Annotated in this window: 9 protein-coding genes; 5 read left to right on the top strand and 4 right to left on the bottom strand. The window is 36.4% G+C overall.

Annotated features, from left to right (window positions below; translation table 11 throughout):
• Nucleotides 1-84: 84 nt before the first annotated feature.
• Entirely contained in the window at nucleotides 85-4,593 is a 4,509-nt protein-coding gene (locus tag LNQ34_RS22585) for a zinc-dependent metalloprotease (RefSeq protein ID WP_230001373.1), read from the bottom strand.
• Nucleotides 4,594-5,022: 429 nt separating this feature from the next.
• Here LNQ34_RS22585 and LNQ34_RS22580 point away from each other — a divergent pair, with 429 nt between their 5' ends.
• Nucleotides 5,023-5,439: an acyl-CoA thioesterase gene (locus tag LNQ34_RS22580; RefSeq protein ID WP_202703008.1), complete on the top strand. Its 417-nt coding sequence runs from the start codon at nucleotides 5,023-5,025 to the stop codon at nucleotides 5,437-5,439.
• Nucleotides 5,440-6,353: 914 nt separating this feature from the next.
• On the opposite strand, the gene LNQ34_RS22575 is transcribed toward LNQ34_RS22580, so the two are convergent.
• Together LNQ34_RS22575 and LNQ34_RS22570 are read right to left on the bottom strand one after the other, a co-directional pair.
• On the bottom strand, nucleotides 6,354-7,046 hold the full coding sequence (locus LNQ34_RS22575; protein ID WP_202703007.1) for an SIMPL domain-containing protein: 693 nt from the start codon (nucleotides 7,044-7,046) through the stop codon (nucleotides 6,354-6,356).
• Nucleotides 7,047-7,099: 53 nt separating this feature from the next.
• On the bottom strand, nucleotides 7,100-7,738 hold the full coding sequence (locus LNQ34_RS22570) for a rhomboid family intramembrane serine protease (RefSeq protein WP_017496644.1): 639 nt from the start codon (nucleotides 7,736-7,738) through the stop codon (nucleotides 7,100-7,102).
• Between the two features lie 113 nt (nucleotides 7,739-7,851).
• Between LNQ34_RS22570 and LNQ34_RS22565 the strand changes: the two genes are divergently transcribed.
• Nucleotides 7,852-8,724: a lysophospholipid acyltransferase family protein gene (locus LNQ34_RS22565; protein WP_017496645.1), complete on the top strand. Its 873-nt coding sequence runs from the start codon at nucleotides 7,852-7,854 to the stop codon at nucleotides 8,722-8,724.
• Between the two features lie 157 nt (nucleotides 8,725-8,881).
• On the opposite strand, the gene glmM is transcribed toward LNQ34_RS22565, so the two are convergent.
• A complete protein-coding gene (gene glmM, locus LNQ34_RS22560) occupies nucleotides 8,882-10,270 on the bottom strand; it encodes a phosphoglucosamine mutase (RefSeq protein WP_230001372.1) in 1,389 nt (462 codons plus the stop codon).
• 197 nt (nucleotides 10,271-10,467) lie between these two features.
• Here glmM and LNQ34_RS22555 point away from each other — a divergent pair, with 197 nt between their 5' ends.
• The 3 genes from LNQ34_RS22555 (at nucleotide 10,468) to LNQ34_RS22545 (ending at nucleotide 14,654) form a co-directional block, all read left to right on the top strand.
• A complete protein-coding gene (locus tag LNQ34_RS22555) occupies nucleotides 10,468-11,055 on the top strand; it encodes an acyl carrier protein phosphodiesterase (protein WP_230001371.1) in 588 nt (195 codons plus the stop codon).
• Between the two features lie 55 nt (nucleotides 11,056-11,110).
• Nucleotides 11,111-12,796, top strand: coding sequence for a gamma-glutamyltransferase (gene ggt / locus LNQ34_RS22550; RefSeq protein ID WP_202703004.1), 1,686 nt, complete (start codon nucleotides 11,111-11,113; stop codon nucleotides 12,794-12,796).
• Between the two features lie 73 nt (nucleotides 12,797-12,869).
• A complete protein-coding gene (locus LNQ34_RS22545) occupies nucleotides 12,870-14,654 on the top strand; it encodes a chloride channel protein (RefSeq protein WP_230001370.1) in 1,785 nt (594 codons plus the stop codon).
• Nucleotides 14,655-14,706: the final 52 nt, after the last annotated feature.

Here is a 14,706-nt window from a genome sequence, read left to right as displayed (position 1 = left end):
CTTCTTTTTTATTCAAAGAGACAAAACAAAGAAGGCTGTCCTTTCAGACAGCCTTCTATTCAATCAATTTCTATTTTAAGTCTACTATTTAATTATCTTTTTAACAGCCTGCTCCTTGCCATCTACTTTAACCTTCAAAAAGTAGAAACCGTTGGTAAGGTTACTGCCATCTACAGTTATAGTGCCATCATTGGCATCGTATGATTTAACAAACATGTTCTGTCCTAAACTGTTATAAATTAGCACCTCTATTTTTTTCCCCGAAAATGAATCAGAACTAATGTTTATGACATCATTAAACGGATTTGGATAAGCTTTAAAAGCTACTTTGCTTTCAAAATCTACAGTACTCAAAGTAGGGAAAGTGAAATTTTGAACGGTGTCCGGAGTTTTAACTGAAGCTTGCGGTTCGGTACTGTATGCATATCGTATTATCGCAAAACTTTTCCCGTCTGCACTTACTGCCCCTTCAAAATAGCCGTAATAAACTGCCCCGCTTTTAGCAAATGCAAATCCAATGAATCCCGTTTTTCCATTCCAGCTGCTATAAACAGGATCGCTCATAATGGCATCACCAGATGAATTTAAATGGTTGCTTCCTCCAATCATTTGACTGGTTCCGATGTAACCAATGTTAGCTGTTCCTGTTTCAGTAACTAATCCATTATTCGTTGAAAATTTAAGACCATTAACACCATAAAGCAATTTAAATTCGGTCTCGTTTCCATCTACCTCGGCAGTAATTCTAAAGGATCCCGAAGGACTCGCTGCCGAAACTACTATCGGGGTCGGTAAATCTACTTTAACTACCACATAAGCATTGGTAAAAGTAAAATCAGTAGTGAACGATTTATTTTCTAAAACTGCTGTTCCCCCGGTAATAGCCGGATCTAAAAAGGTAATTGTGGCTGTAGCTGCATGGGCTGCCTCATTAGCAATGGCTTTGCCCTGATAACTTACCTGAACCGTAGTGTTATTTACGACACTCACACTAGCCGTTAAGCCCGCTGACAAACCTGCTATAGTAAAATCAGTCCCCTGAACTAAGTTGCCTGAACTTTTTGTAAAAGTCCCGCCATTTGATGTCAACTGTACCGTTACCGTCGTTGTAAAAGTTCCGTCATTAGTTAATTTATCTTCAGTGATTGTTGTCGGATTGTTACTCATTTTAACCACACCTAACTGGAGAGGCGTAGTAATTGAAGCTGCAGGAGCTGTATTATAAGCATATTTGCTGATCGTATAACTCTGGCCATCGGCACTTACAACCGTTTCAAAATAACCATAATAAGGCACTCCATTCTTCGTATATTTAAAACCAATAAAACCTGTTTTACCGTCCCAAACCGTATAGGTACTGCTTCTTAAAGCAGGAACTCTTGTCCCATTCCAATTGCTAGCTGCACCAATTGTAACGTTATAGCCTAAATACGAGATATTGTTAATTCCTGATTCGCAAACCAAATCCTTATCATAATTTTCCAACTTTAAATCATTGCCGTCAATAAATAACCCATAGCCGGTATGATCTGCATCTGCCGTAATATTGAATGGATTCCATTTAGAACCTGTGACAGCTACTGTTAAGGGAGTTGGAAGATCGACGTAAATAATTTTATACGCGTTCTTAAAAATAAACTTAGTAGTAAAATAATCCGTATCAAGAATCGCAGCTCCTCCGGTAATTGCAGGGTTCAGGAAAGTAACAGTCGCCGTGGCTGTATTTGAAGCTTCATTTGCCGTTGCTTTACCCGTATAACTTAACTCGGCTGTTGTACTGTTTATTAAAGTAATTTCAGGAGTCAAACCTGCTGGCAGTCCTGCAACGGTAAAATCTGTTCCCTGGACTAAATTTCCAGAGCTTTTTGTAAAAGTCCCGCCGTTTGTTGTTAACTGAATTGCGATTTTTGTCTCAAAACTGCCATCATTAGTTACAGCATTTTCATTGATTTCATCCGGTGTAGTAGCTAAATGAACGGTGAGATCTGCCGGAATATCTTCAGTAAGTATGCCTGCCAGAGGTTCTGTATTATAAGCATATTCTAATAATGTATAAGCAGTTCCCTTGGCATTTACTTTCACCTTAAACCAGCCATAACAGGGTTCATCAGCTATTGTAAATTTAAAACCAATATAGCCCGTCTTCCCATCCCATGATTTATAACCCGAATTTCTTAAATTGTGCAGATCAGGATAACTGCCTCCTTCAATAAAATTACTGTTGCCATCAATAAGTTGATTCGCTCCGATCAAACTCATATTTAAAGAATTACCCTCACAAACAATAGATTTTGTATAGGTTTCTAATTTAAGATCACCCTTATCCACAAAAACTCCATAATCCTGCTGATCGGCATCGGCTGTAATTCTGAAGAATTTCCAGGTATTTTCTGCATCCACGGTATAATTCAGATCTTTCACATGTACAATTGCATAAGGATCTCTGAAATTAATTTTAACAGCTGCAACAGAATTTGACAATACTGCAACTCCGCCTGTAATAGCAGGATTTAAAAAGGTCACTACTACCTGAGTACTATTTTCTTTCAAATGCACCGCAGCATTTCCTGTTAAAGCCAATTGCACTTCGGTAGTACTCATTACATTTAGTTTAGCCGTCAAACCAGCCGGAACACCCGTGATCGTATAATCAACTCCGGGAGTCAGTACTCCTGAATTTTTAACAAAAGTTCCATTGTTCGTCGTTAATTTAAAAGAAGAAATCTGAGAAATGCTTCCATTATTAGCAGCACTCTCCGCAAGAGAAGCCGGAGAAACACTTAACGCCACTTTATCGGACATTCCGGTGTAGATTGTTCCTCCCGGTTGTGTATTATAAGCATACTCCAGAATACTGTATCCCGAACCATCTGCCTTAACAACAGCTTTTAACCAACCGTAACATTTTTCTCCATCAATGGTGTATTCGAAACCTAAATAATCCGTTTTTCCGTCCCAAGCAGTATAAGACGGCGTTCTTATATCCAATTGATTTGGATAGGCTCCCGGTGCTGTAAAATTACTGCTTGCATTAATTGCAGTATTAAAACCAAGGGGTGTAATATTATTTGTTCCTGCATTGGTTACCAGTCTTTTTCCATAAGTTTCCACTTTTAAATGATTGGCAGCAAATCGCCAGGCACCATACTTTACATCGTCTCCTTTTTCAACCAAAAAAGCTTTCCAGGTAGAAGTAGGTGTAACCGTCATATCAGGCAAATCAACATAGAAAATACCATAAGGATCTCTAAATTTAAAATTCCAACTCAAACCATCACAAAGCATACCGCTCACTCCACCATTTAATGCAGAAGCTAACAATGTAATTCCACCGCTGGCAGTATTACTTGCCTTATGATTCGTTGCCGTTCCGCTTATAGTAACGGTAGCCTGATTACTGCTATTGATAACAATCGCAGCACTTAAACCAGCAGGCAAATTAGAACTAAAATCTACCCCTGAAGTTAAAGCTCCCGACGATTTCGAAAAGACAGTTCCATTTAAAGTAATTACAGCATTGCCCGTAACTGTTCCGTTATTCGCAATATCTTCTTTAAAACTTGTAACATTTGTGGTTACACTGCTTCCGGTTGAATTAACACCTGTATCGATCAAATTTTGTGCTGACCATAATGTTTTTCTTGCAGAGTGCTGTAAAGCAGCAAGCATTCTCGCTACCTGTCCTTGTGTAAACATCTTACTGCATCCTTGTGCAGCATTGTACCCCATATAATTCTCTATATTTACTTTGTCACCGTCGCAATTCGTTCCGGGTACACAGCCCAAAGAATGTTTTCCGTCTTCTTTTGGAGTATCATCCACTTGATCAGTCCCCGTACAACCACCATCAAAAGTATGGATCAAATTCAGGAAATGCCCAAACTCGTGAGTCAATACCGACGCAAATTCTTTATTGGTATTTTCTCCCAGATAAGCTCCGTTATAAACGCATCTTGCCAAATTATTATCGGACATCCAGGAATCCGGATACCAGCAAACTCCTGAATTATTGGTAGCGCCATCGGCATACAAATCATTCTGAATGTAAACGTTCATGTACTTGTAATTGTCCCAGGCATCTGCCTGAATTTGGCTATCGTACCCACCCCCGTTACCATATCCGTCTTTTTTTCTTTCAAAAATTACTCCGGTGGTGCATTTTCCATTGGGATCAATCTGTGCGAGTTTAAACTCAATATTTAAGGTTCCCCTTCTTGCCTGAAAAAAAGGCTCTACGGTATTGAAATCATCATTCAACCCTTGAAAATCCTCATTAAGATGCCTTAAGGCTGTTTGTATTTTCTCAAGAGTAACTGTTTTACCATTAAACGATGTACCATACACATGAAAAACAACTGGTATGGTATAAGTAGTATTCACCGCACTTTTATTGGTCTTCAGCTTTTTAGCGTATTCTTTACTAAAAAAATTAAACGCTTTACTTTCTTTCAATGAACCGGGGTGGTTCTTTAATTGTAATTCATTGACCTCTTTTGTGCGACAGCTGTGTGAAGCCTCAATTAGATCCTGTGCTTTAATTCCCTGCATACTCCAGAGACAACACAATACTAATAAAAGTAGTTGTTTTTTCATAATACTTGTTTTGGTTTAGTTTTGTTATTTTGTTAATTATTTACAACACACATAATTTAAATCTTAATTTTTTACGATTTAAATCAAGATATTCCACTTATTATATGAATTAACTTTTCAAATCTAACTTTAACCCAAATGTTATCTTTATGCTATATTAGTACGAAATGATATTATATTATTGTTTTTCATTGCAACATACTTTTTTAACACAACTTATCTTCTATTTTTAAAGCTCACTCTAAAAATCGAGAAGATTTTTTCAAAAAAAAACGCTAAAAAAAGCCCTTAAACGGAGTTTGTAAATTGGTTATGAAGGTTTTGTATTTTCACTTTTATAAATCCGGAATTCTAATGCGATAAAATGATTCAAACACAATAATATAAAATAAGAAAATACGTTCAAATAGTTCTAACTTTAATTACATTATGGAATATTCAAAAAATTACACTGCTGCGGACGCACATATAGACATACAAGGCATTATGGACGGTTTGTACTACCCTTTTTATATGGAAGAATGCCGTCATGACTTTGTTCGGGAGGTTTTAGGTTTTGATTTTGTGCAACAGGCCCAAAATGGCGTATTTATGGTTTTATCCGAATACAGTATCAAATTTATCCGCTCGCTAAAAAAAGACGATAATTTTGATGTCACCTGTGCTGTTTATACCGATGCTCAGGGATTACCGCGTTTGCATTTCAAACAATCGATTATAAAAAATGGGAAAATAATGGCTACGGCAGTATTTACAGGCACTTGTATTCCGGCAACCGGAGGCCGACCTTATTTGCCTGAAGAATTGAAAGCAAATTTTGCGGATGCACCTTCATTACAACTATAGGTAGAGAAAAATCTCTTTTATGTAAAAACACGAACAGAGTTCCCTTAGTATTTTGAGGCACAGAAAAAAGCTGAAAATAGCCCTAAAAAAGGGCTAAAAACCCAAAAGCATTAACATGGTGCGAAGCACTCTGAATTAAAGCAAGGACTGGTGCGTCCTGAAAGGGCTAGAGCAAACATTTTTTTTATTAAAAATCTCTTTCGAAAACATAATATAAATCAATTTCTCTTCTTTGAGATTAGGCTTGTGCCCTTTCAGGGCTAAAACAATCCTTATCAATATCCCTTTCATAGTGCTTCGCACTATGCTATTGCAAAGGCTCTTTCAGAGCGATGAATAATGTTAAATAGGTGCATGTGTTAGGTTACGCCTTACTTCCTTAACCTCTAGAAATTCTTTAAAATTGCAAAACCATCGGTATTGTAAAAATCACTATGCTATTGCTAAGGCTCTTTCAGAGCGATGAAGAATATTGAATAGGTACATGTGTTAGGTTAGGCCTTACTTCCTTAACCTCTAGAAATTCTTTAAAATTGCAAAACCATCGGTATTGTAAAAATCACTATGCTATTGCTAAGGCTCTTTCAGAGCGATGAAGAATATTGAATAGGTACATGTGTTAGGTTACGCCTTACTTCCTTAACCTCTAGAAATTCTTTAAAATTGCAAAACCATCGGCATTGTAAAAATTACTATGCTATTGCAAAGGCTCTTTCAGAGCGATGAATAATGCTAAATAGGTGCATGTGTTAGGTAGCGCAATGCTTCCTTTTCCGCAAAACTTTTTTTAATTATAAAACTCTCGGGATCGAAAAAATATCTTACTATCGTACCTAAGAGTAGTTAAAATAAAAAATCCCAAACTCCAGTTTTAAATTGGAATTTGGGATTTCAAAAAATGTTTTTTTCTATATTTAATCTAAAACGAAACTTACATTTACGTTTGCTGTAATTTCAATTTCTCCAACAGCAAGCGTTTCATGTTCAGCACCACCGTTAGCATCCATAGCCATTGATTTCATAGCTGCATACATTGGTCTTGGATTGTATACTTGAGAATTGTCAGAGATTGTAATCGCTTTACCAACTTTTTGTCCTAAAACTGAAACGTAGTCTTCCGCTTTTGCTTTAGCATCTTTAATCGCTAATTTACGGGCTTCTGATTGGTGTTGTGCTAATTTAGAAGATTCAAAAGAAACATTATCGATACGATTGATTCCTTGTTGTACCAAACCTTCCATTACTTCATCGTACTTAGATAAATCTTTCAATACAATTTCTACAGTCTGAGTAGCATTATAACTTGTTTTCTTTTTTTCGTAATCGTATTGCGGATTAAGCGAAACTTGTTTCGTTTTGTAATCAGCAACAGGAACATTCATTTTTTTAATAAATTTCAAAACAGCGTCAATTTTTTCGTCGTTTTGTTTTTTGACATCTTTAGCATTATTCCCTTTTGTTTCCACCGTAGCTGAAATACAAACCTGATCTGGTGCTATTTTTACTTTTCCTTCACCACTTACATTGATTTGAGGAATTTGTTTGACTTCTTGTGCGTAAGACATAGACATAAACATGATGGTTAAAAATAATACTACTTTCTTCATTTTTATTATATTTAAATTATTTGATTAGTGACCTTTCAAAAGTTGTGCCATTGTTACAATTTCCCCAATTTAGCCATAACGAAAAGGATTAAAATAGGGATTGCCAACAATATTACCATTAAACTATGATCTACAAATAAGGAAGGCTCTTTAATCAAAGTTATGAAATATCCGCCAATAGCACCTCCAAAATGTGCTGTATGTCCAATATTATCATTTTTAGCCTTCATTCCGTATATCGAATACAATAAATATAAAATTCCAAATAAATAGGCCGGCATTGGTATGACAAAAAAGATTCCCAACATCATATCCGGCTGTAACAATATGGCGGAGTATAAAACTCCTGTCACCGCACCCGATGCCCCTACTGCACGGTAACTATAATCGTTTTTATGAAACAGCATCGTTAATAAGCTTCCGAAAATTAAACTTCCGAAATAAATTAACAGAAAAGAAAAATTACCCAACCACTGCAATACCACCGGAGCAAAAAACCAAAGCGTAAGCATATTAAAAAGCAAATGCATCATATCGGCGTGTAAAAAACCAGATGAAAGCATTCTTATTTGTTCTCCTGAGCGAATACTTCCTACATGAAACTCATATTTTCTAAAAAAAGCAAGATTGTTGAAACCCTGATAACTAATCAAAACATTGGCAACTATAATTCCAATCAAAATGGTATTCATAAAAAACTTTTAATGTGAATTGTAAATATAGTCATTCTTAAACATATGTTAGCATCAATCCAAAATATCGATCGTAATTCATTTTTGCTTTATATTTGTAAAAAAAACAATACATGCAATTTCTCGTTTATATCATAGCCTATCCTTTTCTATGGCTTATCTCTATTCTCCCATTCCGAATATTTTACTGGTTTTCTGATTTTGTTTGTTTTCTGATTTACCGAATCGTAGGCTATCGTAAAAAAGTAGTACGAGAAAACTTAAAACTTACTTTACCACATTTAAACGATGCTGAACGAAAAGAAATCGAAAAGAAATTCTATAGCCACATGTGCGACATGTTTCTGGAAATGATCAAAACGATGAGCATTTCACCTGAAGAAATGGAAAGAAGATTTAAGACTACGAATATTGAGATTGTAAACGAATATGCGAAAAAAGGTAAAAGCACCATTCTGGTAGCTGCGCATTACGCCAGTTATGAATGGCTTTTAACTATGAACACAAAAATTGCTTTTCAGGGTATAGCGGTCTATAAAAAAGTGGCCAACCCCTACTTTGATAAACTGGTTCGAAAAATACGTTCTAAATACGACACTGAATTGGTTGAAACCAGAAAAGCGATTCCAACAATGGCTCAAAACCAGCGTAACGGAATTTTAAGCATGTACGGTTTAGCCAGCGACCAATCGCCTAAACTGGATCGAATTTTTCATTCGATGAAATTTATGGGAATTGAAGTTCCCGTGCACACCGGAGCCGAAATGCTGGCCAAGAAATACGATCTGAGTGTTATTTTTGTAAAAGTAAAAAAAGTGGCCAGAGGCTATTACGAAGCCACCTTTGTACCGATCGCCGACAATCCAAATGATTATAAAAATTTTGACATCACGGAGAAATACTTAAGAGAAGTAGAAAAACAAATTTATGAGGCTCCTGAATTCTATTTGTGGACGCACAAAAGATGGAAACACAGGATAGAGTAATTTTTTTATGAAATGTGAGATGTAAAATGTGAATTGTGAGTTTTTGATGTTCAAACCTAAAATACTTTTTCACTTTTCACTTTTGAGTCTTTAAAATAAAAAAAACACCTTTTTCAATGATGAAAAAGGTGTTTTTCTATTTTAATAAGGATCCCAATTAAATTCCTGCGATCGCTTTTATTTCATCAATAATTCGAAGTGCCAAAACATCGGCCTTTTCCTGAGAAGGAGCTTCTGTATAAATCCTGATGATTGGCTCTGTGTTTGATTTTCTTAAATGAACCCATTCAGTAGCAAAATCGATTTTCACACCATCAATTGTACTGATATCTTCGTTTTTGTATTTTTCGGTCATGGCTTCTAAAATTGCATCAACATCGATTTGTGGTGTTAATTCAATTTTATTTTTACTCATATAATACTCCGGGTAAGAAGCACGCAATGCCGAAACTGACATATTTTTATTTGCCAAATGGGTTAAAAATAAAGCAACTCCCACCAAACTATCTCTTCCGTAATGAGATTCCGGATAAATAATTCCACCGTTACCTTCACCTCCAATAATAGCATTGTTTTTCTTCATTAACGCTACCACGTTTACTTCACCTACAGCACTTGCTTCGTATTTCCCACCATGAGCAACAGTTACGTCGCGCAAAGCACGTGACGATGACATATTTGAAACTGTATTTCCGGGAGTTTTACTCAACACATAATCAGCGCAGGCTACCAAAGTATATTCTTCCCCAAACATTTCCCCGTCTTCAGAGATAAAAGCCAGACGATCAACGTCCGGATCAACAACTACTCCTAAATGCGCTTTTTCTTTTACTACCAATTCCGAAATATCCGTTAAATGTTCTTTTAATGGTTCCGGATTGTGAGGAAAGTGTCCGTTTGGTTCGCAGTATAATTTTACGACCTCCACACCCATTTGTTCCAATAATTTTGGAATGATAATTCCTCCTGAAGAGTTTACACCATCTACTACCACTTTAAATTTTGCCGCTTTTACAGCTTCAACATCTACCAAAGGCAAGTTCAAAACCTCGTCGATATGAATATCCATATAAGCATCGTTTATCGTAATCTCACCCAAACTGTCAACATCTGAGAAATCAAAAGCCTCTGCTTCTGCGATTTCAAGAATTTTCGCACCTTCTTCTCCGCTTAAAAACTCACCTTTTGCGTTCAACAATTTCAGAGCGTTCCATTGTTTCGGATTGTGAGAAGCCGTTAAAATAATTCCTCCGTCTGCTTTTTCCAACGGAACAGCTACTTCTACTGTTGGTGTTGTAGAAAGTCCTAAATCAATTACATTAATTCCTAAACCAATTAGCGTATTTACTACAAGATTGTGAATCATTGGTCCTGAAATTCTCGCGTCACGACCAATCACCACTGTTAATTTTTCTTTTGAGGTGTTGTTTTTCAAAAAAGTACCGTATGCCGATGCAAATTTTACAGCATCAACAGGAGTCAGGTTATCTCCTACTTTTCCACCGATTGTCCCTCGTATTCCTGAAATTGATTTTATTAAAGTCATTTTTGTGAGTTATGGTTATTTTTTTATCACAAATATAGAAAAGTTACTAAGATTCTAAGGTGCTAAGATTCTAAGTTTTCAGATTTTAAACATGAAGCTATCTGTCATTCGTTAAAACGATGTCAAAAAGTTTTTATACTTTTACTAAAATTACGCACTGTCTTCACAAGTAAGAACCTCACAAACTTTAAAAACACATGAATTTCCTAGCTCATATCTATCTTTCAGGTGAAAATGATTTGATTAAAATTGGCAACTTTATGGCCGATGGAATTCGCGGTAAACAGTTTGAACATTTTCCGGAAGATGTTCAAAAAGGAATTCTTTTGCATCGTTTTATAGACACTTATACTGATTCTCATGATATTTTCAGACAGAGCACCAAACGTTTACATGAAAAATACCATCATTATGCAGGCGTAATTGTCGATATTGTCTACGATCATTTTTTAGCCAAAAACTGGGAAAAATATTCCGACGAAAAACTAGATCGTTTTGTGAACCGATTTTACAGATCGCTGCATGGAAACTATCCTATCCTGACTGAAAAAACACAAGATATGATGCCGTATATGATCAAACAAAACTGGCTTTTGAGTTATCAGACTGTTGAAGGGATCCATCAGATTTTAACTCAGATGGACCGAAGGAGATCAAAAAACCAATCCAACATGCAATTTGCTACTGCTGAACTAAAGGAATTCTATCCTGAATTTGAACGTGAGTTCACGCTCTTCTTTGAGGATATGAAAAGCCAGGCCAATCAAAAATTACTTTCTCTTTAATACTGCTTTTTACCAAACAAAAGCACCAAATAATACCTTTTAATTTTACATCAACATGAAAAAAATAACTTTCTTATTTACGCTAATCTATATTAGCTGTACTGCACAGCAAAACCCAATAAAGCCAACCGGACTTGTAGTTTCGAAAGCGATGGTGGTTTCGGCACGTGCAGAAGCTTCTAAAGTTGGAGCAGATATCATGAAAAAAGGCGGTAATGCTTTTGACGCAATGGTGGGTACCGAACTGGCACTGGCTGTTGCTTTTCCGTATGCAGGAAATATTGGCGGTGGCGGTTTTATGGTTTACCGAAAAGCTAATGGCGAAGTTGGATCATTGGATTATCGTGAAAAAGCACCACTGGCAGCAACAAAAGACATGTTCCTTGATAAAGACGGAAATGTCATTAAAGGAAAAAGTACCGAAACGGCTTTGGCTATTGGTGTTCCGGGAACTGTTGCCGGAGTTTTTGCGGTTCATAAGAAATTAGGATCTCTGCCGATGTCCGAAATTTTAAAACCTGTTATTGCCCTTGCCGAAAAAGGCGTGATCGTAACCCTAAAACAGCAAAAGCAACTGGAGGCTTATCACGATGCTATTGTAAAAGTAAATGGCCCGAATACCCTTATGGCAGGAAAATTTAAAGAAAATGATACCATTAAATACCCTGCTTTGGCCAGCACTCTGAAGCGTATTCAAAAGAACGGAAAAGATGAATTTTACAAAGGTCAGACTGCTAAAACTTTAGTAAATTATATACAGAAAAAAGGAGGAATCATAACCCTTAAAGATTTAGAAAAATACGAAGCCAAATGGAGAAAACCATTACAGTTTGATTATAAAGAGCTGAAAATAACCTCTATGGCCCCACCAAGCAGCGGCGGAATTTGTCTGGCTCAAATTATGAAAATGATTAGTCCTTTTTATTTATCCAAAATGGGGCACAACACTCCGGAATCTATTCAGGTAATCGTTGAAGCTGAACGAAGAGCTTATGCGGACAGAAGTCAGTTTTTAGGCGATCCGGATTTTGTAAAAATTCCGATGAATGCTTTATTGTCTGATGCCTATTTAAAAGACAGAATGTCGAGTTTCAATGCTGAAAAGGCGAGTTTATCTTCTGAAATTAAAGAAGGAAAAGTAACGTACAATGAGAGTACCGAAACGACGCATTATTCGATCGTGGATGCACAAGGAAATGCCGTTGCCGCTACTACAACCATAAATGATGCCTTTGGATCAAAATACTACTGTGATGAATTAGGTTTCTTTTTAAACAATGAAATGGACGATTTTAGTGCAAAACCGGGATCTCCCAATATGTTTGGTTTAGTAGGAAATGAAGCCAACAGTATTGCACCTCAAAAAAGAATGCTGAGCTCAATGACTCCAACAATTGTCGAAAAAAACGGTAAACTGTTTATGGTGGTAGGTACTCCGGGCGGATCGACTATTATCACTTCGGTATTACAGGCAATTTTGAATGTTTATGAGTATAATTTAAGCATGCAGGAAGCAGTGAATGCTCCACGTTTTCACCATCAGTGGCTTCCGGATCTTATTACATTTGAACCTGGTGCCTTTAGCAACGTTACAATTGACAAGTTAAAAGCAAAAGGATATCTGATCAATGAAAAAAACGCTCCTGTAATTGGTAAACTGGATTGTATTTTGGTTCTTCCGGACAATTCTCTTGAAGGCGGGGCTGATTTTCGTGGAGACGATACAGCAGTAGGTTTTTAATTTAGTTCTTTATTTTTATTTATTTATAACATTATAGACTAAATTTGTATTTCCCTAACCATTTACAAACGGCATGCTAAAAAAATATTTTAGAAAACTAGAAAGCATTATCGCTTTAGGACAATCGTTAATGACTCCAAAGCAATTTATTTTCCTGTCAAGCGTTTTAATTGGTATTTCCTGCTCTTTGGCGGTAATTGTTTTAAAAACTTTTGCCCATAGTGTTTTTTCATTTGCCACTTATATCAACGGAATTTTAAAACTAAGCTTTATTAATAGTATCCTGCCGATTATCGGTATTGTACTTACTGTATTTGTGATCAAAAGGGTTTTGAACGGGAGCATCGAAAAAGGAACCTCACAAATATTATATGCCGTTGCAAAAAAAGCAAGTATAATTCCCAGAAAACAAATGTATGCACAAATCGTTACCAGTTCGTTAACGGTTGGCTTGGGAGGTTCTGCAGGTTTGGAGAGTCCTATTGTGATTACAGGAGCTGCTTTTGGATCGAATTTCGCCCAAAATTACAGACTCCCTTACAAGGATAGAACTTTGCTGATTGGCTGTGGTGTTGCTGCCGGAATTGCCGCGGCTTTTAACGCTCCTATTGCAGGAGTTCTTTTCGCCATCGAAGTTTTACTGGTAGACGTAAGCATTTCTGCCTTTACTCCTATTATGATTTCGGCCGCGACAGGCGCTTTAGTTTCAGCTATTGTCTTAGACGAAACCATTTTACTATCTTTCAAAAAACAGGAAGCATTTAATTATCACAATATTCCGTTTTATGTTCTTTTAGGAATACTAACCGGTTTCATGGCCGTTTATTATGCCCGAAATTTTCAAAAAATTGAACATTATTTTGCCAGTCTAAAAATAGGAGCCTATAAAAAAGCCTTAATAGGCTCTTCGCTATTGGCCTTACTTATTTTTATTTTTCCAACATTATTTGGTGAGGGTTACGAGAGTATCAAAACGCTATCTGAAACTGATCCGGGAAAAATATTAAACAATACTTTGTTTGAAGATTTCAGAAACAATCAATGGGTTTTACTGTTGTTTGTAGGATGCACCATGATGGTCAAAGTTTTTGCCTCGGCACTTACCCTCGGAAGTGGCGGAAATGGTGGTAACTTTGCTCCCTCTCTATTCCTGGGATCCTATTTGGGGTACTTTTTCTCGAAGTTCATTAGCCTAATTGGTCTGTCAAAACTTCCTATTAGTAATTTTACGATGGTTGGAATGGCCGGAATCTTAAGCGGATTGTTTCATGCTCCACTGACCGCCATTTTCTTAATTGCCGAAATTACAGGTGGTTACAGCTTAATGATCCCGCTAATGATTGTATCTTCAATCAGTTTCGCCATTTCAAAACGTTTTGAAAAATATTCCTTAGACGTTAAAGGCTTAGCTAAAAAAGGGCACGCTTTTACAAGTAATAAAGATTCCAATATATTATCGACTTTAGATATTGATACGATCATCCAATGCGATTACCTAACGGTGCATCCGGATGAAAATTTAAGCAAACTCGTAGATCTTATCTCGCACTCCAACCAAGTGGTCTTCGCTGTGGTAAACAATGAGAAAGAACTCGTTGGTATTGTTCATTTTAATGATATCCGTGAAATTATTTTTAATGCTTATCGTGTCAAATATACCGCCATTAAAGATGTAATGAAAACACCTCTAGTTACTATTTCTTCTTCTGACAGTATGGAAATTGTAATGAGTAAATTCGAACAATCCAAAACAGCCTTTCTTCCCGTTCTCCGTAACGAAAAATACTATGGATTCATTTCCAAATCAATAGCACTTGAAGCCTATAGAACCAAATTGCGTTCTATGACAATTGAGTAGTCTTAATATCGGATAGGTTAAAAATTTGAATTATCCGATAAAAAGAAGTACT

The sequence above is a fragment of the Flavobacterium lipolyticum genome (assembly GCF_020905335.1).
In the GTDB taxonomy this organism is placed as follows: domain Bacteria; phylum Bacteroidota; class Bacteroidia; order Flavobacteriales; family Flavobacteriaceae; genus Flavobacterium; species Flavobacterium lipolyticum.
Note: the sequence above shows the minus strand (reverse complement) of the source record. Positions and strands in the feature narration are given on the sequence as shown.

Excerpts from the sequence above, each read along its gene's own strand:
- glmM (WP_230001372.1), bottom strand. The coding sequence starts at position 10,270 with ATGACTTTAATAAAATCAATTTCAGGAATACGAGGGACAATCGGTGGA.
- LNQ34_RS22555 (WP_230001371.1), top strand. The coding sequence starts at position 10,468 with ATGAATTTCCTAGCTCATATCTATCTTTCAGGTGAAAATGATTTGATT.
- LNQ34_RS22570 (WP_017496644.1), bottom strand. The coding sequence starts at position 7,738 with ATGAATACCATTTTGATTGGAATTATAGTTGCCAATGTTTTGATTAGT.
- LNQ34_RS22545 (WP_230001370.1), top strand. The coding sequence starts at position 12,870 with ATGCTAAAAAAATATTTTAGAAAACTAGAAAGCATTATCGCTTTAGGA.
- ggt (WP_202703004.1), top strand. The coding sequence starts at position 11,111 with ATGAAAAAAATAACTTTCTTATTTACGCTAATCTATATTAGCTGTACT.
- LNQ34_RS22575 (WP_202703007.1), bottom strand. The coding sequence starts at position 7,046 with ATGAAGAAAGTAGTATTATTTTTAACCATCATGTTTATGTCTATGTCT.
- LNQ34_RS22585 (WP_230001373.1), bottom strand. The coding sequence starts at position 4,593 with ATGAAAAAACAACTACTTTTATTAGTATTGTGTTGTCTCTGGAGTATG.
- LNQ34_RS22580 (WP_202703008.1), top strand. The coding sequence starts at position 5,023 with ATGGAATATTCAAAAAATTACACTGCTGCGGACGCACATATAGACATA.
- LNQ34_RS22565 (WP_017496645.1), top strand. The coding sequence starts at position 7,852 with ATGCAATTTCTCGTTTATATCATAGCCTATCCTTTTCTATGGCTTATC.